23 protein-coding genes are annotated in these 18,415 nt (G+C 44.7%); 19 read left to right on the forward strand and 4 right to left on the reverse strand.

Features of this window, described 5'->3' with window-relative positions; genetic code table 11:
- Positions 1–216: 216 nt before the first annotated feature.
- From rplF to rplQ, 12 genes are all read left to right on the forward strand, one after another.
- Positions 217–750 carry a 50S ribosomal protein L6 gene (gene rplF, locus C6W44_RS07820; protein ID WP_105244910.1) on the forward strand — a complete coding sequence of 178 codons (534 nt, stop codon included), beginning with the start codon at positions 217–219 and terminating at the stop codon, positions 748–750.
- Between the two features lie 11 nt (positions 751–761).
- The gene (gene rplR / locus C6W44_RS07825; RefSeq protein ID WP_075102280.1) at positions 762–1,112 is read left to right on the forward strand and encodes a 50S ribosomal protein L18; all 351 of its coding nucleotides are present in this window, start codon (positions 762–764) and stop codon (positions 1,110–1,112) included.
- A 2-nt stretch (positions 1,113–1,114) separates the two neighbouring features.
- Complete coding sequence (gene rpsE / locus C6W44_RS07830; protein WP_075102281.1) at positions 1,115–1,630, forward strand: 30S ribosomal protein S5; 516 nt, start codon at positions 1,115–1,117, stop codon at positions 1,628–1,630.
- A 20-nt stretch (positions 1,631–1,650) separates the two neighbouring features.
- On the forward strand, positions 1,651–1,830 hold the full coding sequence (gene rpmD, locus C6W44_RS07835) for a 50S ribosomal protein L30 (protein WP_071003155.1): 180 nt from the start codon (positions 1,651–1,653) through the stop codon (positions 1,828–1,830).
- Positions 1,830–2,270: a 50S ribosomal protein L15 gene (gene rplO / locus C6W44_RS07840; RefSeq protein WP_075102282.1), complete on the forward strand. Its 441-nt coding sequence runs from the start codon at positions 1,830–1,832 to the stop codon at positions 2,268–2,270. Before rpmD ends, rplO begins: the two co-directional genes overlap by 1 nt.
- Before the next feature lie 19 nt (positions 2,271–2,289).
- The gene (secY, locus tag C6W44_RS07845; protein ID WP_178377954.1) at positions 2,290–3,621 is read left to right on the forward strand and encodes a preprotein translocase subunit SecY; all 1,332 of its coding nucleotides are present in this window, start codon (positions 2,290–2,292) and stop codon (positions 3,619–3,621) included.
- Between the two features lie 32 nt (positions 3,622–3,653).
- Positions 3,654–3,770 (forward strand): 50S ribosomal protein L36, encoded by a 117-nt coding sequence (gene rpmJ, locus C6W44_RS07850; protein WP_011279805.1) that lies wholly within the window; start codon positions 3,654–3,656, stop codon positions 3,768–3,770.
- Positions 3,771–4,021: 251 nt separating this feature from the next.
- On the forward strand, positions 4,022–4,378 hold the full coding sequence (gene rpsM / locus C6W44_RS07855) for a 30S ribosomal protein S13 (protein WP_075102284.1): 357 nt from the start codon (positions 4,022–4,024) through the stop codon (positions 4,376–4,378).
- Positions 4,379–4,398: 20 nt separating this feature from the next.
- Positions 4,399–4,788: a 30S ribosomal protein S11 gene (gene rpsK / locus C6W44_RS07860; protein ID WP_058368279.1), complete on the forward strand. Its 390-nt coding sequence runs from the start codon at positions 4,399–4,401 to the stop codon at positions 4,786–4,788.
- Between the two features lie 48 nt (positions 4,789–4,836).
- On the forward strand, positions 4,837–5,478 hold the full coding sequence (gene rpsD / locus C6W44_RS07865; protein ID WP_105244911.1) for a 30S ribosomal protein S4: 642 nt from the start codon (positions 4,837–4,839) through the stop codon (positions 5,476–5,478).
- 81 nt (positions 5,479–5,559) lie between these two features.
- Positions 5,560–6,567 (forward strand): DNA-directed RNA polymerase subunit alpha, encoded by a 1,008-nt coding sequence (locus tag C6W44_RS07870; protein WP_075102286.1) that lies wholly within the window; start codon positions 5,560–5,562, stop codon positions 6,565–6,567.
- Between the two features lie 19 nt (positions 6,568–6,586).
- Complete coding sequence (rplQ, locus tag C6W44_RS07875) at positions 6,587–6,946, forward strand: 50S ribosomal protein L17 (protein WP_105244912.1); 360 nt, start codon at positions 6,587–6,589, stop codon at positions 6,944–6,946.
- Positions 6,947–7,025: 79 nt separating this feature from the next.
- Here the strand turns inward: rplQ and C6W44_RS07880 are convergent, their stop codons facing one another.
- The gene (locus tag C6W44_RS07880) at positions 7,026–7,646 is read right to left on the reverse strand and encodes an L-threonylcarbamoyladenylate synthase (protein WP_105244913.1); all 621 of its coding nucleotides are present in this window, start codon (positions 7,644–7,646) and stop codon (positions 7,026–7,028) included.
- 395 nt (positions 7,647–8,041) lie between these two features.
- A complete protein-coding gene (locus C6W44_RS07885) occupies positions 8,042–8,737 on the reverse strand; it encodes an elongation factor P hydroxylase (protein WP_105244914.1) in 696 nt (231 codons plus the stop codon).
- Positions 8,738–8,952: 215 nt separating this feature from the next.
- Here C6W44_RS07885 and C6W44_RS07890 point away from each other — a divergent pair, with 215 nt between their 5' ends.
- The 6 genes from C6W44_RS07890 (at position 8,953) to lysM (ending at position 13,575) form a co-directional block, all read left to right on the forward strand.
- On the forward strand, positions 8,953–9,546 hold the full coding sequence (locus C6W44_RS07890) for a YceD family protein (protein ID WP_105244915.1): 594 nt from the start codon (positions 8,953–8,955) through the stop codon (positions 9,544–9,546).
- Between the two features lie 319 nt (positions 9,547–9,865).
- Positions 9,866–10,048, forward strand: coding sequence for a 50S ribosomal protein L32 (rpmF, locus tag C6W44_RS07895; RefSeq protein ID WP_010196743.1), 183 nt, complete (start codon positions 9,866–9,868; stop codon positions 10,046–10,048).
- A gap of 422 nt (positions 10,049–10,470) precedes the next feature.
- Entirely contained in the window at positions 10,471–11,439 is a 969-nt protein-coding gene (gene fabD, locus C6W44_RS07900; RefSeq protein ID WP_105244916.1) for an ACP S-malonyltransferase, read from the forward strand.
- Positions 11,436–12,164, forward strand: coding sequence for a 3-oxoacyl-ACP reductase FabG (fabG, locus tag C6W44_RS07905; RefSeq protein WP_075102292.1), 729 nt, complete (start codon positions 11,436–11,438; stop codon positions 12,162–12,164). Before fabD ends, fabG begins: the two co-directional genes overlap by 4 nt.
- A gap of 276 nt (positions 12,165–12,440) precedes the next feature.
- Entirely contained in the window at positions 12,441–12,677 is a 237-nt protein-coding gene (acpP, locus tag C6W44_RS07910; RefSeq protein WP_068034635.1) for an acyl carrier protein, read from the forward strand.
- Positions 12,678–13,065: 388 nt separating this feature from the next.
- On the forward strand, positions 13,066–13,575 hold the full coding sequence (lysM, locus tag C6W44_RS07915; protein ID WP_105244917.1) for a peptidoglycan-binding protein LysM: 510 nt from the start codon (positions 13,066–13,068) through the stop codon (positions 13,573–13,575).
- 202 nt (positions 13,576–13,777) lie between these two features.
- Here lysM and queG read toward each other — a convergent pair whose 3' ends face one another.
- Positions 13,778–15,013 (reverse strand): tRNA epoxyqueuosine(34) reductase QueG, encoded by a 1,236-nt coding sequence (gene queG / locus C6W44_RS07920; protein WP_105244918.1) that lies wholly within the window; start codon positions 15,011–15,013, stop codon positions 13,778–13,780.
- A gap of 85 nt (positions 15,014–15,098) precedes the next feature.
- Between queG and C6W44_RS07925 the strand changes: the two genes are divergently transcribed.
- Positions 15,099–16,916: an NAD(P)H-hydrate dehydratase gene (locus C6W44_RS07925; RefSeq protein ID WP_227526389.1), complete on the forward strand. Its 1,818-nt coding sequence runs from the start codon at positions 15,099–15,101 to the stop codon at positions 16,914–16,916.
- Positions 16,917–17,056: 140 nt separating this feature from the next.
- Here C6W44_RS07925 and C6W44_RS07930 read toward each other — a convergent pair whose 3' ends face one another.
- On the reverse strand, positions 17,057–17,563 hold the full coding sequence (locus tag C6W44_RS07930) for a DUF4124 domain-containing protein (protein WP_105244920.1): 507 nt from the start codon (positions 17,561–17,563) through the stop codon (positions 17,057–17,059).
- Between the last annotated feature and the right edge of the window lie 852 nt (positions 17,564–18,415).

Below are 18,415 nucleotides of genomic sequence, written 5' to 3' on the forward strand. Positions count from 1 at the left end.
CATTTGTTGCTTAGGTAATCGGACGATAAAGTCTACTTGAACCCATTAAGCTTGTCGTGATTTATAGTGGTATATGACAAGCTTAGAAAGCTAAACATCAGATTTTAATAAAATTGTATGGTGTTTAACGGGGACAATTATGCTAAACTAGCAGGCTTTTTAGCCTGTTAGTTTTTTCGCTAATAAAAGCAAGTTAATTTTTTAAGGAATATTCCTATGTCTCGTGTGGCTAAAGCCCCAGTGACGCTGCCAAACGGCGTAAGCGTTACTTTGAACGATCGGCAGGTCGAAGTTAAAGGCAAGAACGGCACTATGTCTTTACGCCTGCATGAATTGGTCGAGCTGAAACAGGAAGATGATGCTATCATTTTCTCACCTGCAGTCGATTCAAAAGAAGCTATGATGCACACAGGCACCATGCGCGCACTGTTAAACAACTATGTGACAGGCGTGAGCGAAGGCTTTGAAAAACGTCTTCAGCTAATTGGTGTTGGTTATCGCGCACAAGTTACTGGCAACAAAATAACCCTAAACGTTGGTTACTCACATCCAGTAGAGTATACGCTACCTGAAGGTGTGTCAGCTGAAACCCCAACGCAAACTGAAATCGTTTTAAAGTCAAACGATAAGCAGCAGCTTGGTCAAGCAGCGGCTAATATCCGTGGTTTCCGCCCACCTGAGCCTTATAAAGGTAAAGGTATTCGTTATAGTGACGAGCATGTGATTCGCAAAGAAGCTAAGAAAAAATAAGGTGAGTTGAAATGTTTGATAAAAAAGCAGCTCGTCTACGTCGAGCAAAGAAAACCCGTGCGCATATCCGTCATCTAGGCGTTCATCGCTTAACGGTTAACCGTACACCAAGACATATTTATGCCCAGATTATCTCTCCAAACGGTGGTGAAGTGATTGCTCAGGCATCTACCTTAGACAGCAGCTTACGCTCTGGCTCAACTGGTAATGTTGATGCAGCAACGTCTGTAGGCCAAATGATCGCAGAACGCGCAAAAGCAGCTGGTATTACGAAAGTTGCCTTTGACCGTAGTGGTTTTAAATATCATGGTCGAGTAAAAGCTTTGGCTGAAGCTGCTCGCGAAAACGGATTGGAGTTTTAATCATGGCTAGAAATGATAAAAATGATAAAAATGAACAGACTGACGGTCTAGTAGAACGCTTAGTTACCGTTGATCGTGTTGCAAAAGTAGTTAAAGGTGGTCGTATTTTCTCATTCACTGCCTTGACGGTAGTGGGTGATGGTAATGGCCGTGTTGGTTTTGGCCGTGGTAAAGCACGTGAAGTGCCAGCTGCTATTCAAAAAGCACTAGAAGCTGCTAAGCGCAACATGATTACTGTTGAGCTAAATGATGCAACTTTGTATCATCCGATCAAAGCACGTCATGGTGCTAGTAAAGTCTTTATGCAGCCTGCATCTGAAGGTACTGGCGTAATCGCCGGTGGCGCAATGCGTGCGGTATTAGAAGTTGCTGGTGTCAAAGATGTTTTGACTAAATGTTATGGTTCTACCAACACTGCTAACGTTGTTCGTGCAACGTTTAACGGTTTACGTGATATGTCAACTCCAGAAAAGATGGCAGCAAAGCGTGGTAAATCTGTAGACGAAATCTTGGGTTAACTTAGACTAGGTGAGTTACGATGAAAAAAATGAAAGTCACTCAATTTAAATCGGGTGCCCATCGCCTAAAGAGCCACAAAGCGAGCTTGAAAGGATTGGGTTTACGCCGTATTGGTCATAGTGTGGTCGTTGAAGATACTCCTTCAACCCGTGGTATGGTTAATCGCGTCAACTACATGGTAAAAGTGGAGGAAGCGTAATGGGTCTTAGATTAAATGAATTATCACCAGGTGTTGGCGCAAAGAAAACTGCCCAACGTCGTGGTCGTGGTATCGGTTCAGGTCTTGGTAAGACTGGTGGCCGCGGTGTAAAAGGCCAAAAGTCTCGTTCAGGTTCTAGCATTCGCTCAGGATTTGAAGGTGGTCAAATGCCTTTATATCGTCGTCTACCAAAATTCGGTTTTACCAGTAAAATGGCAATGACAACTGCAGAAGTTCGTCTGTCTGAGCTGAACAAAATTGAAGGTGATGTGGTTAGCATTGAAACACTAAAAGCAGCCAACCTTATCCGTCACGATATGAAACGTGCTCGCGTTATGCTATCAGGCGAAGTTACTAAAGCTTATACCTTCAAAGGTATCAAAGTAACAAAAGGCGCCAAGCTTGCAATCGAAGCTGCTGGTGGTAGCATCGAGGAGTAGTAACGTGTCAAAACAATCAATGACCTCAAGTGGTATACCGCTCAATCCATTTGCCTTCATACGCAAGTATGATGAGCTATGGACGCGTTTGTTATTTTTGATTGGCGCATTGATTGTTTATCGTTTAGGGTCGCATATTCCAGTACCGGGTATCAATCCGGTCAACTTGGCTGATCTGTTTTCGCGCAACGAAAACACCATTTTGAGCATGTTCAATATGTTTTCAGGTGGTGCGCTAGAGCGTATGTCGATCATGGCACTTGGCATTATGCCATATATTTCGGCATCGATTATTGTACAGATGATGTCTGCAGTATTGCCATCGCTTGAAGCCCTCAAAAAAGAAGGTGAAGCAGGACGACGCAAGCTAAACAAGTATACCCGTCAAGGAACGCTTGCTTTGGCTCTAGTACAGTCATTAGGAATGTGTGCTGGCTTAATCAGCCAAAATCTTACTTTATCTACCGGCCTGACTTTTTATATTCCAGCGGTTACTTCGCTGGTAGCAGGCGCTATGTTCTTGATGTGGCTTGGTGAGCAGATTACAGAGCGCGGTGTCGGTAACGGTATCTCAATGCTGATTTTTGCCAGTATTGTAGCCGGTACGCCAGGTATGATTTCGCAGTCTATCGAGCAGGTCAATCAAGGTCAGATGAATTTGATTGTACTGTTTATTTTTGTGTTACTAGGCATCGCGGTGACCGCTGGTATCGTTTATATTGAACGTGCCCAGCGCCGTGTCCCTGTCAATTACGCACAGAAACAGCAGCAAGGGCGCAAGATTTATGCTCAGCAGCAGTCACATTTGCCGCTGAAATTAAACATGGCAGGGGTTATTCCCGCCATTTTTGCCAGCTCTTTATTGTTGTTTCCAGCCAGTTTAGGGCAGTGGGTCGGTCAATCAACAGATCCTACTTTTACACAAAAAATATTACAAAATATGGCATTGGTACTGTCGCCAGGACAACCGCTATATTTAGTACTGTTTGGCGCAATGATTATTTTCTTCTGTTATTTTTATACGGCATTGGTCTTTAGCCCGCGTGAAGTAGCAGAAAACCTTAAACGTAGTGGTGCGTATATCCCAGGTATTCGCCCCGGACAACAAACTCAGCGTTACCTCGATCATGTATTAAACCGACTGACCTTTATTGGCGCGATGTATATGACGGTTATTTGTTTAATGCCAATGGTCGTCCAGTCATCGTTTGGTGTACCTTTCCAGCTTGGTGGTACGTCTTTGCTGATTATGGTGGTTGTGGTAATGGATTTCATCTCGCAAATTCAAGCGCATTTGATGACCCATCAATATCATGATCAGACGTTAATTCAATCGCCCACTCAACCTTAAATGAGCGGTACGATATCTCAAAGGAGCATGCTATGAAAGTTCAAGCATCAGTTAAAAAGATTTGTGGTAGCTGTAAAGTTGTGCGCCGTAAAGGCCGTGTACATGTTATTTGTACAGCAGAACCTCGCCACAAGCAACGTCAAGGTTAATATCTAGTAGCAACAAACCCTCGGTTTTGTTACTATATCAATTAATACTTGAAAAATAACGGCGGATGCGATATCATCCGCCACTTGCCGTAGTTTATGCAAAACTTTTATAATACTGTCGATGAATAGGCTTGTTGATGAGTCAAAGCAGCGATAGTCATTATAAAAGCTTTCGTATTGACAGCAACAAATCTGAAAAATACAGCCTTATTGATAAATAACGCTTATTTTTCTTTAATGGAGAGAAATCAATGGCTCGTATTGCCGGCGTAAACATTCCGGATAATAAGCATGCTGTTATTTCACTAACTTACATCTTTGGTGTAGGCCGTACCACTGCTCAGAAAATTTTAGACGCAGTTGGCATCGCTCCTACTACTAAAGTCAGTCAGTTAGATGATACACAGTTAGATGCTATCCGTGCACAAGTTGCAGAATACATGACTGAAGGTGATCTTCGTCGTGAAGTGTCTATGAATATCAAGCGTTTGGTTGATCTAGGCTGTTACCGTGGCATCCGCCATCGCCGTAACCTACCTGTTCGTGGTCAAAACACCAAAAACAACGCTCGTACTCGCAAGGGTCCGACACGCCCTCTCAAAAGATAATTAACTTAGGAAGCTAAAAGATGGCTAAAGACACTCGTAGTCGCAAAAAAGTGACTCGTCGTTCAGTATCGGAGGGCGTTGCCCATATCCATGCGTCTTTTAATAACACCATTGTTACGATTACCGATCGTCAAGGTAATGCACTGGCTTGGGCCACTTCAGGTGGACAAGGCTTCCGTGGTTCACGTAAATCTACACCATTTGCAGCCCAGGTTGCAGCTGAAGTTGCTGGTAAAGCCGCTCAAGAATATGGTGTTAAGAATATCGATGTTTTGGTCAAAGGACCAGGACCGGGTCGTGAGTCTGCGGTAAGAGCACTAGGTGCATTGGGTTATAAAGTAAACAGCATTTCTGATGTAACCCCAATCCCACACAATGGTTGCCGTGCGCCGAAAAAGCGCCGCGTCTAATATTAAAGACGAAGCTTTTTATCATAAGAGCTTATAGGAGACATAACAATGGCCCGTTATATTGGACCAAAACTCAAATTATCACGTCGTGAAGGCACAGACTTAGGCCTTAAGTCTGGTGTTAAGCCATATGACGTAAAAACAAAGAAAGCTGCTCGTCCACCTGGTCAACATGGTGTGAGCCGTAACAAAAGCTCAGAGTACTCTTTGCAGTTACGTGAGAAACAAAAAGTTAAGCGTATCTACGGTGTACTAGAGCGTCAGTTTGCGAACTACTATAAAGAAGCTGCTCGTAAGCGTGGTGCTACTGGTGAAAACCTACTAGCCATGCTTGAGAGCCGTTTAGACAACGTAGTATATCGCATGGGCTTTGGCTCAACTCGCGCCGAAGCACGTCAGCTAGTCAGCCATCGTGCTGTTATGGTCAAAAAAGCTGGCCGTGATGAGTTTGTTCGTGTGAACATTCCATCAATTCAGTTGCAAGATGGTGATGTCATCGCTATCCACGAGAAGTCTCGCGAACAGCTACGTATCAAAAACGCTATCGAACTAGCGACTCAGCGTGGCATTCCAGAATGGTTAGATGTTGATCACAGCAAACTACAAGGCACGTTTAAACAAGCGCCTGATCGTATTGATCTACCTGCTGACATCAACGAAAGCTTGATCGTTGAGCTATACTCTAAGTAAATGACGTACCGCTCAATGTCATAATCATGGCGCTGAGCAATGAACGTTAATTAAACCAGTTTAATAAATCGAGGTGACATCATGATGCTAAATGCAACTGAGTTTCTAACGCCGAATGCCATTAATGTGGATACGGTGAATGAAACGATTGCGAAAGTCACGCTCGAACCGTTAGAACGCGGCTTTGGGCATACCCTCGGGAATGCTCTACGTCGCATCTTGTTATCTTCATTACCTGGTGCTGCAGTCATTGAAGCTGAGATTGATGGTGTTGACCATGAGTACTCAACGCTTGAAGGACTACAAGAAGACGTACTTGACTTGCTTTTGAACCTAAAAGGCTTGGCGATTACCCTTCATGACCAAAATGAAGTATTTTTGACCTTGGATAAACAAGGTCCAGGCACTATTACTGCTGCAGACATCACGCTACCGCATAATGTCGATATCATCAATCCAGATTTGGTGTTGGGTACATTAAGTGACCGTGGTCATCTTAAGATGCGTTTGCGCGTAGTAATGGGTCGTGGATATGAGCCAGCAAACCAGCGCCGTGAAGATGGTGACACCAAAGCAATCGGACGCTTAAAGCTTGATGCAAGCTTTAGTCCTGTGCTACGTGTTGCTTATCAGGTTGAGAACGCTCGCGTAGAGCAGCGTACTGATCTTGATCGTCTTATCGTTGAGCTTGAAACTAATGGCACTATAGATCCAGAAGAAGCAATTCGTAAAGCAGCCACTATTTTACAACAACAGATTTCTATCTTTGTTGACCTAGAAGCTGAAGAAGCGCCTGAGCCTGTGAAAGAAAAAGAAGAGGTCGATCCGGTGCTATTACGCCCTGTGGACGATCTTGAACTAACGGTTCGCTCAGCCAACTGCTTGAAAGCTGAAAACATTTACTATATCGGTGATTTGGTACAGCGTTCAGAGACTGAACTACTAAAAACCCCAAATCTTGGTAAGAAATCATTGACCGAAATCAAAGACGTGCTAGCGTCTAAAGATTTAGAGCTTGGTATGCGCCTAGACAACTGGCCGCCAGCTGACCTTCGTGTCGATGATCGCTTTTCTTATCGTAGCCGTTAAACTTTAAGGATTTTTGACTATGCGCCATCGTAAGAGTGGAGTCAAGCTGGGTCGTACCGGCAGTCATCGTAAGGCAATGTTTCAGAACATGACCAACTCATTGTTTGAGCATGAACTGATCAAAACTACTTTGCCAAAAGCTAAAGAATTGCGCCGCGTTGCTGAGCCATTGATCACTTTGGCTAAAGAAGACAGCGTTGCTAATCGCCGTTTGGCATTTAGCCGTATGCGTAGTAAAGCTATGGTCGGTAAGCTATTTGGCACGTTAGGTCCTCGTTACCAAACGCGTCCAGGTGGTTATTTACGTATCGTAAAATGTGGTTATCGTGACGGTGACAACGCGCCAATGGCTTATGTAGAATTGGTTGATCGCGACTAATTTTGCATTGACGATATAATGTATAAAAAAGGCTTCAATTCAATTGGAGCTTTTTTTTATGTTTCGAGTTTGTCGCTGATTACAATAATAATGAATCAACATCGGCTGCACCTTGTCTGATGGTTTCAGGCATCCCACCAGTCATATCTACAATGGTCGTCAGCTTGGTGGTCTTGATACCGGCATTGATCAAACCATCAATTTGATTGCTTAATAACTCCTCGATTTCAAAGGGATCATCAAGAATGTCATCACGCTCAGGCAGTATCAATGAGCTGGTCAAAATTGGTTCATCCATGGCTTCTAATAATGCTTGAGCGATAGGATTGCTTGGTACACGGATACCAATGGTTTTTTTCTTAGGATGCGCCAGTTTTTTGGGGACATCTTTTGTCGCATTTAGGATAAAAGTAATTGGGGCTGGGGTATGCGCTTTTAGTTGTTTATACTGAGCATTGTCTACGGTCGCATAGGTGGCAATCTCGCTTAAATCGCGACAAAGTAAAGTAAATTGGTGTTTGTCATCCAGTGCGCGGATTTGCTTAAGTTTGTCCAAGGCTTCTTTTGCGCCCAAACGGCACCCAAAAGCGTAGCTGGTATCGGTAGGGTAGATGATTAGTTGATCTTTGCGCAACAGCTCGGCTGCTTGAGCGATCAGACGAGGTTGCGGATTGTCGGGATGAATATAAAAAACTTGCATAATCGTTCCTTATTTTATAATTATAATAGTATCGATGATCGGTACTACGTCGCCTTATTGTGAGTCATACTACGGGTCAATGACTGCTGACGCGGGGTGTGATATGGGGTGATAAAGACAAGTACAGAGTAACCCTTATGGCTATTAATACTTGTATCAAACCCATACCTTATAAAGGCGCTTTACTGGTTTAGTATAACGCAAGGCAAATATAAGTTTAGTGGCAGGGCGTTACGATGCGTAGAAAATCGTTAACGGTTTATGATGATATCAAAAGCGCCTGCTTTATTTTAGCCACGCTTATGGTGACTTTATAGACGATACTGCGTGAGATAAATACCAGCAGCACAGAGCACATATACTATGTGTCCGTTTTATTTAAGGTGAATTATAAATTAATTGCACACGCACAAAAAAGTATGCAATAAGGTTTTAGCATCGCGTGGCAGAGTATGAGGGCGGGCGATATAGTCCTCAGCTTGCTGATATACGTCGAGTGCAAAGGTGCTACCGCTGGTATCGAAGTCCGCAAACAAGTTGTCTTGTGACACTCGAAACACGCGCCCACATGCTAAGGTGAATAAACACTCTAGGGCTTGCGGTTTGATCTCTACGCGCTCAAACGCTTGCTGCTGCGCTTCACTACGGCCATCTGGGGCATACCAGTAGCCAAAGTCTGCCAACTGCCGACGTGCCTCACCAGCGATGCACCAATGGCTAAGCTCGTGCAGGGCGCTGGCAAAGAACCCATGCGCGAACTCAATTCTCGCTGGTAGAGTGGCTGTTGCAGGGAAGTATTCTGGCTCACCCTGACCACGAACCAATACAACCTTTTGATGCGCAAACACTGTATTAAACAAGTCAATCAGCCAATCAGTCACCGCTTGTTCACTATCTGCTACTGAAGGCTGCTGGTCACTGTCTACCTTTTTAGTAGATATTTTTTGCCAGCCCTCTTGCCAGATTGAGAGGTGCGCGTTTGTCATGATTGATGATGGCGCATTATCTGGGTGGCTAGAGGCTATTAAGCGGCTCAGACGCTGACGTAATATCGGCGCATAAATACGGGGCTGAAGGGTAGAAAAATCCATTGAATGGGTAAAACAAGTCATAGATCGGGTATAGAGTAAATAGAGAATAAAGACAAAAGACCTTGTGAGCGAAGGCCAAGCGGCAGGGTGAAGCGGTAATGCGGTAAATATAGCCGGTATCAAAAAATAGTAACATACTAGCGCTGGCACCCCTCGGTGCTTTCCGTTAGTATGGCAGGCAATATTATACACCGTTTTGATGAATGAGGCCGCGCATGTCAAACACTTTAGAAAATAAGCCGTCAGCAAATAACACTGACCATAAAAAAGCGTCCGTATCAAGTGTTATGCCTGAAAATATCTCGTTAGATAAATGGGCCGACAGTGGGTTTGAGTGGGCAGGAGAGGTGGAACCACGCAGTTTTGAGCGTTTGGCTGCCATATTGACCACAGAGCATGAGCAACAAATAATACAGCTAAATACTCAATTATACCGTCATAATAATGTGCTGCATCTCGCCTTTACCTTGGCGGGCGATATCTGGCTCACCTGTCAGCGCTGTTTGCAGCCAATTGCCATTGATTTGTCTGATGATTATGACATCGCGTTGTTGGATGATGACAGCCAAATAAGCTTGGTCGATGAAGAGCAAGATTATTTATTACTTGATGAAATCATTCCTGAGCAATCACCAGAAAACTTGCTGCCATTAAAAAAGCTGGTAGAAGATGAGATATTGCTCAAAACACCCATGGCCCCTAAGCACGATGATTGTGAAATGAGTGTTGAGCAGTTTGGTGAGATTCCAGAGGAAGAAGAAAACGAAAATCCTTTTGCAGCATTGGCATCGCTCAAAGGCAAACTATAACCGCGGTGGCAGATGAGCCTATGGCAGATTATGATGCCTTTTATCCGCTTTCTATCAAAGAGTGAAAGGCAGGGCTTTATTAATCCATCAAACATGCGTATAATGTCCGGTTTATTGCATTCTAGCAACAAGTTGCTTGCTGATAGAAGCTGACTGGGCAAATTTTCTATCGATTTTAGACGTAGTCAGCACTTTATGTAGGTGGCAATCTATTTAACCAATGATGCTTAAGACTTAGGTTGTTGTGATTATATAGCCTCTGTCAGTATCGACTAAAGCTGAATTTTAAGCTTATCCCTTTAAGTATAGGAGCTATATCATGGCTGTTCAAAAAAGTCGTAAAAGCCGTTCTCGTCGTGACATGCGCCGTTCACACCATCGTATGGAAGTGGCTGAGCTAAGCGTAGATGCTACCACTGGTGAAAAACATCGTCGTCATCACATGACCAAAGATGGTTTCTACCGTGGCCGTCAGTTATTTAAGGTCAGTCAAGACGCTTAAGTCGTTGGTTCTATAATGGTCAATACAAAATAATGATAGTACAGGTGACTATCATTATTTTTGTGTCGCTGTTATGAAGCAATTCGCTTTAAGCCAAAAAAAAGCCAAGTTATTTCGCTATCATAAATTATGTGGCTGGATAACTTGGCTTTTTGCTATCGTTTTTTAGACTTTTTGTCTAAAAAGCGTATGATGTTACTCTCTTTTGTAGACAAGCACCGATGCAGCTACCATCCATTAAGTCAGGGTTTTGCTCAGCTTTGCCGCACCACCTACTATGATAATAGCGTGTGTCAGTGTATAGTTTACGAATGTTCCGTTTTTTAGACCAAACGTCAAATCAACGGCTTTATACAGTATTTAATAATATAATAACCCCCATTGATTTAGGGATATTTCCAATTAAATAAGGAATATTGGTTATGGCCTCTGTACCCGATATGGTAAAAAAGCAGCCGACTCGTATGGCGGTGATTTTTCCTGGACAAGGATCGCAAGTAGTCGGGATGACTAGCGAGCTTGCTGACATCTACCCAGAGATTCGTGAAACCTTTACCGAAGCCAGCGACGCGCTTGGCGAGGACTTATGGGCAATCTGTCAAGACGAAGAAAAGCTCAATCAAACCCAATATACGCAGCCTGCGCTACTGACAGCAAGTATAGCAATTTGGCGTATCTTACAACAAAAAATCACCACGGCGCCTTGCTACCTAGCGGGTCACTCGTTAGGTGAGTACAGCGCCCTTTGCGCCGCTGAAGTGATCTCACTTGCCGATGCCGTCACCTTGGTGCATAAACGCGGCCAGTTGATGCAAGAGGCTGTGGTCGGTGTAGATACCGCTATGGCAGCTGTGTTGGGGTTAGAGGATCACCGAGTCGAAAACCTCTGTGAGCAAGCGACCGAGCATGTCGATGATGCCATCGTGGGCGCTGCTAACTTTAACAGTCCAGGGCAAGTGGTCATTTCGGGCAACGCAGCTGGGGTGAATGCCGTTATCGATAAAGTACAAAATACGGGCAAAAAATCCATACCTTTGAAGGTCAGTGTACCGTCTCACTGCGCATTGATGGCACCTGCAAGTGACGCCCTAGCCGAGATATTGGCAGGTATCAAGTTTGATCAAGCCACCATTTCTGTGATTCAAAATCGCCATGCGCGCGTTGAAACCAGTGTCGCTGGCATCAAACAAGCACTGACTGAGCAACTAAGCCAACCGGTCTTGTGGTCACAGACCATGCAAGAGCTGGCTGATAAACAAATCAATGTATTAATCGAATGCGGCAGTGGCAACGTACTCAGCAACTTGGCCAAGCGCCAAGCACAGCCGATTACCAGCTATCCTACAGATAAGCCTGCTCGTCTAGATAAGTTAATGGAGGTGTTATTATGAGCCGCACAATTACCCTAGTCACTGGTGCCAGTCGTGGTATCGGTAAAGCTGTCGCCAAGCGGTTTGCAAAAGAAGGACACTTTGTGATTGGCACGGCGACCACCGAAAAGGGCGCTGAGCTGATTGATGAGTATCTACACGATACCGGTGGTATCGGCCGCGTATTAGACGTCCGTGATACCGCGCAAATCGAAAAGTTATTTGAAGAGATTGAAAGCGTCTACGGTGCCGTACAAGTATTGGTCAACAATGCAGGTATCACCCAAGACGGGTTGCTAATGCGTATGAAAGACGAGGATTGGGAAAACGTCGTCGATACCAACTTAACCTCAGTCTATCGTATGAGCAAACGTGCGGTACGCGGCATGATGAAAGCACGCCGTGGACGTATCATCAATATCACCTCTGTGGTGGCGCAGATGGGTAATGCAGGTCAGTCCAACTATGCTGCTACCAAAGCGGGTGTCGAAGGCTTTAGTCGGACGCTGGCGCGCGAGATTGGCTCAAGACAGGTGACCATCAACTGCGTCGCACCAGGTCTGATCGAAACGGACATGACGGACGAGTTGGACGAGCGTTTGCTCAACTCGATGCTAGACGCTGTCCCTATCAGCCGTTTGGGTCAGCCAGAAGATATCGCTGCTGCTGTACACTTCCTAGCCAGCGATGAGGCCAGCTATATAACTGGCGCGGTCATTCCAGTCAATGGCGGGATGTATATGTAAAGTGACCCACAAGTGTTACATAGAAATAATAAAAAACTGTGTGAACGAGTGTAAACTATAATAAAGGGTGTTATAATGACGGACACTTTTATGTCAAAGCACTGTATCATGACAGGACTTTAGTAGACATTAGACAGACTGTATCAGGTGTCATAGAGTACTCAGACGGCGATGTCGCTGATCTGGCAAATCCCATTTTATATACCCTGCTATAGAGTGTAGACTGCACGCTATAGCAGTTTATTAAAAATAATAGATGATAAAGGAGCAATCTACATGAGCAACGATACCGAGCTAAGAGTTAAATCAGCTGTGGCTGAGCAATTGGGTATGAACGTTGAAGACATCAACAACGACGCCTCATTCATGGAAGATCTAGGTGCAGATTCACTAGATTTGGTTGAATTGGTAATGTCATTTGAAAGTGATTTTGGTATCACTATCCCTGACGAAGACTCTGCAGAGTTGACGACGGTTCAAAAAGCAATCGATTACGTACAAGCCCAGCTATAATGCTGTAGTCATCTGATTGGCTCAGCCAGTCTAAAAAGCCGCTTGCCCTATGGGTTGGCGGTTTTTTTGTGCTTGTCGCATTTCATATATGGACTTCAATGGTACATTTGAGTGTTTAACAATCTCAAAGTATTAACATATACTTTATGAAATTAACATTACTCAACATACTCTTACTATTTAAATGAAGCGTTTTTGTTATACTCAAAATGTCTACGTGATGCAGACATCGTTGTATATGGCTTGATGCTGTGTATGAATTAATTGCATATGAAGTCATCGTATTAACGTTTATATACGAGGAAGATGACTGACATCACTGATAGTGAGACATTATCTACAACAATAACGATGCATAACAAATAACAATAGTTCAAGGAGTAGTTAGATGGGTATTTTTAGTTTTGCAAAAGACATCGGCGAAAAAATCTTTAACCGTGATGATGCCAAACATGACGCCAAATCAGAGACCAAAGCAGATGCCAACACCCCAGTACAGAGCACTGAGCCTTCTGCCCAGTCAGTAGCCAATATTTTGCTTCGCCGTATTCAGCAGCAAAATCTGAATATCAGCAATCTAAAGATCAAATATAATGGTACGACAGATACTGCAGAAATCAGCGGTAATGCCAAAACACAAGCAGACCGCGAAAAAGCCATTATCGCCATCGGTAACGTGCAAAATGTAGCAAAAGTCATCGATAATATCGATATCGAAGAAGATGCTCCAGAATCAACCATGTATACGGTAAAATCTGGCGATAGCTTATCGAAGATTGCCAAAGAAGTGTATGGCTCATCTGGGGATTACATGAAGATTTTTGAGGCCAATAAGCCCATGTTATCTGACCCAGACAAAATTTACCCAGGCCAAGTCTTACGTATTCCAAAACCTTAACGTGATAGCTTAATACAATAGGCAGATAAGCCTGAGATTACTGTATTAAAAAGATTGCTCATTCAAGAAAAAGCGCCTCTTATATAAGAGGCGCTTTTTCTTGGGTAAGAGGTTGTCGACATCACTGGTTAACGTTACCTGACTAAGCAGCGACTCGCCATAAGAAGTGACTAACCATAAGCAGCTGTGATGAGACAGGATATTAAGCATCAGTATCGCTGAGCTTTTGTTGTTGTTCAGCGATTGCCCAATGTATATGCTCGTCTAGCATGGCGTTATGGGTCTGCAGCTTAGCCTGCAACTGGGTAATGACCTCTTGACTGCCGTTGGCATTGCCAAGTGCAATCGCGATATTGCGTAAAAAATTAACGTAGCCTGTGCGTCTAAGCGGGCTGCCTTGAGTTTTTTGCATAAAATCCGCTTCTTGCCATTGCCACAGCTCAAGCAAACTGCTGTTGTCAAGACTGTGCCGCGGTGCAAAGTCTTCGACAGTTGTAATATTGGCATAACGGTTCCACGGACAGATGAGCTGGCAGTCATCACAGCCAAAGACGCGATTGCCAATGGCGCGGCGATATTTTTCATCAATGATACCATCATGTTCGATGGTCAAATAAGAGATACAAGCAGAGGCGTTTAGCTCATAAGGCGCGACAATGGCCTGAGTGGGGCAGACATCAATACAAGCGCTACAACTGCCGCAATGCGACTTGACAGGAGCGTCGTCTGGTAGCTCGAGACTGATGAACAGCTCTCCTAGTACAAAAAAAGAGCCTGCTTGTTTGTTGAGTAGCAAAGTATGTTTGCCTGTCCAGCCAAGACCAGCGGCATCTGCGATTGGCCGCTCAAAGATGGGGGCTGAGTCACTAAATGGCCGAAAAACAAACTCTTGCGCCGAGCCGATATTCAGGTGTTGCCATTCAGGAAGCATGGCTTCGATTTGTAATGCCAATTGCTTTAGACGACTGCGCATGGTTTTATGATAGTCGCGCCCTCGTGCATAACGCGCTATGATGCCTTGATTGGGAAAATCGTTATCAGCGACTGTCCGCGGCGTAGGCGTTTGCGTCAAATAATCCATACGCACACTAATAATGGTTTTGGCACCTTCTACCAGTTGATCGGGGTGAGCGCGCAGATGGTGATTATTGTGCATAAACTGCAGCTGTCCTTCATAGCCTTTTGCCAGCCACTGCTGTAGCTGCGTCATCTGCTGAGCAAATAACGGATGATGCACGGAGAGAAAACCACAGTCCCCAAACCCCAACGTCTGTGCTTGAGACTTAATCCACCGCTTGACATCCTCGGCACTTGTGAATGGTGAGTCACTTTTGATGTCGATTTTTTTGCTAGGTACCTGCGATAGGTGAGCAGGCGTCGCAGCCGCTGTCTGGCCGTTAGAGGTGTCGGGTAAGTCGGATTTTGAGAGAGTAGACATAAAGAATAATAAAAATCAAAGAAGTATCGCTATGATAAGGCAGTGAGTATGGAGTGCAAGCATAAAAATGAATAAAGGAGCAAATATGAAACCAGATTGTCATTTAGCAGCATTAGCGTCAATAATGCCCAATGAGACCACGGCACTGTATAACAGTGATCAGGTCTATGCCATGGAGCAGGCTTGGTTTGCACAAGGGCATGATAGCTTTGGGCTTATGCAGCAAGCAGCGTGGCAGATGGCGCAGTATATACAAAAGGCACATGAACAAAAATGCGCGACGGCCTCTATTAACGGTACACCTGCCCGTCGCCATAGGTATCAGCAGCGGGCAAGTATCTGGGTAGGTAAGGGCAATAATGGCGGTGATGGCTGGCTCCTTGCGCATTATCTACAGCGCATGGGCTGGCAGGTACAGGTCGTGACAGTTGGTTTTAGTAAAGACGATCTTGAGACAGATAGCTCTAAAATACAGGATACTGATATAAATAGTGCGACATCTATCTCTGATGCCGAAAGCGCAAAACAAATAGCATTGGCAAAGGGGTGTCGTTATCAGCGCTTTGAAGAGATGTGCGCTGAGTGGGACGCTAGCTCTGATATCGATGCTGATGCGAGTACATGGCAAGCGAGTGGTTATGCAGCGGATGCTGATGTCTATATCGATGCAATCTTTGGCATTGGGTTGGACCGTGCGCCAGCAGGCATCTACCAAAGCGCTATTTATTGGTTTAACCAATTGGCCAGATGCTATAAGCCGTTTGTGATTGCGGTGGACATTCCTAGTGGTTTGGTCGCGGCGACAGGTGAGGTGTTTGCTGGTGCCGCGATACAGGCAGATATGACTCTGTGCTTGGTGGCGCGTAAGTTTGGTCTGCATACCAAAGACGGTATGGATTATAGTGGCCAAGTCGTCGACATCGCGCTGATACCTTATGCGCTGGAGGATAACGCTCTTAAACCGGTAGCAGAGCTGGTCACAAGTGCGTACGCTCTAACCCCTCGCCAGCAAAACAGCTATAAAGGCAGCTATGGCCATGTGCTCATCATCGGTGGCAACCGTGTGGATGGCTCGCAAGGGATGGGCGGTGCGGCGATACTATCAGCTTCTAGTGCCATGGCAACGGGAGCAGGTAAGATCACTGTGGCATGTCATGAAGCTTTTCATGCAGCCTTGCTGACCTCACTGCCTGATGCCATGACGATAAACTTACATGATGCTGATGGGGTAAGGCAATTGCTTAAGGGAGCCAGCGTCATCGCTATCGGTATGGGCTTGGGACGTGATGATAAGGCCAAAAAATTATTTGTCTGCTATCTAAAAGCTGCCATTACAGAAAAAAAACCAATCGTCATCGACGCTGATGGCCTGTATCATCTGGCGGATTTGCATAAGGAGCGTCACCCGCTTATCGCCGCCTTGCAACAGCATAGCGCCCATCACTCAGTCTGCCTAACACCGCACAGTGGTGAAGCCGCAAAGCTATTAGGTATGGAAGTCAGTCAAGTAGAGAGTGACAGATTGGCTGCTATTAGACAGTGTGCGACAGATTATGGTGGTGATTGGGTATTAAAGGGGGCAGGGTCATTGGTGCTAGAGCAAAGAGAGCAGCAGGCACAGATTTATGTCTGTGCGGCAGGCAATGCAGGCATGGCGACAGCAGGCATGGGCGATGTCCTATCTGGTCTGATCGCTGGACTGCTGGCGCAAAAGGACTTGATAAGAGAGTCGCGCGGTCTACAGCAAGCAGTGCTTCTACACGGTATGGCAGGCGATATGTTGATCAGCCAAACCGATAAAACGGCGTTATTGATTGGTCAACGAGGGCTACAGGCGCAAGATATGCCGGTGGCCATTCGTCATGTCATGCAGGAACTTACCGTCAGTGATGACAGCTGGTAGTAAGATCAACAATAAGACCGATAACGCTATAGGTAGGGCGTGTCCTCAATTGAGTCGATAGTCATCTAAATGGGCGAGAGCTGAAGGCACGCCCCAATCCACTGGCATAAGCGGCGAACCGCAATGCCCAGAGCGTCAGTTTATAAGGCTGCAGAGTTACCACAATATTGATCGATTGCTTGCTGCACCCGTTCACGTTTTAGCTCAATCTCTCGGCCATCCAAATATTGACGTTTGCCATTGGCATCCATTTCATAGATACGGCCACCGACATTGAGGTTGGTCAAGTTATTACGTAGTGACTGACAACGCTGTGCATTGGCTTGTGCCTCTTGCTCTTTGATGCGAGCCTCTAGCTGTGCCACGCGTTGCTGCTCGGCGGTCTGAGCATTGCTACTTTGACTGGCATCTGTTTTTCCGGCCATTTCTCCTGCGTTGTTTTGCCGTCCATCGCTGCGAAACTCAATCAACTCGACATTTTTGCCATTTTGCGGTGCATGTTGGCTATATTTTACCTCACCATGCGCGCCGATAGACTTATACACTTGAATAGCATGACTGGCGCTCATCGACAGCATTAGCATACCTGCCATACTCGCACTGACAAGGAGTTTGGTAGCAGTATATTGTGAAAACGCATATGCCATAGCAGAGTTCCTCTTAAGCGGCAAAATAAAAATATTGGTATAAATATAACACTTTAGTATTTGGATGATACTAAAAATGTACCGAAGTTTGATTCTATCAAATAATTCTTATCAATGTATATTATTTAATAACCAATAGTTAGGGATAGGGGATATAAGTTTTTCTTGACAATAGCTGATAAACCATCGAATATAAGGACAGTTGATTGGTCAGTGAGCGGCTTTTATGATATTGCCGTGGCACTTGAGGACAAGGACCACAGGTTACTTATCGGTAGCTTGCACGGTTTTGTTTTCTTTGTGATGATGTGTGTTGTAAGGGTGGTCAGGAAGACCATCACAAATCACAAAATACATTGTCTCCGGACTTATCTGTCTACAATGACTAAGATAAACTTGTTATTTGAACCCTACTAAGTGTTATGCTTACGTTTGTCTCAAAAACGGCTTGATATGTAGTGATAATACGAAATCAATAGTCGGTTATAGGACTTAACGACCTTGTTATCCGCCACTAACCATGAGTGCTATCTGATTTGTTTATGATGATTTATGTATATTGTGTCAACGCCTTTGCATTCGTTAGTCTGACAGATGCTAAGTTTTGAAAACAACGGTTTTTAAAACAAAGGTTTTGAGAACAGCTGCTTGGTAATCCCCTTCAATAATAAGATTCTTTTATAGATGCACTCGTATCTTGTCATCGTACATCGATAACTTCCTGTCACAAACTGACCTCAATACCTTGCTGTATTTGAGTCTGATGCTGTGTCCAAACAGTATGACTTACGTATGGTGGGCACACATTCTTGATATGGATAAGAGTTGGCGCTTGTTTTATGGTGCTAAAAA

This window comes from Psychrobacter sp. Marseille-P5312, from assembly GCF_900291405.1.
Taxonomy (GTDB): Bacteria; Pseudomonadota; Gammaproteobacteria; order Pseudomonadales; family Moraxellaceae; genus Psychrobacter; species Psychrobacter celer.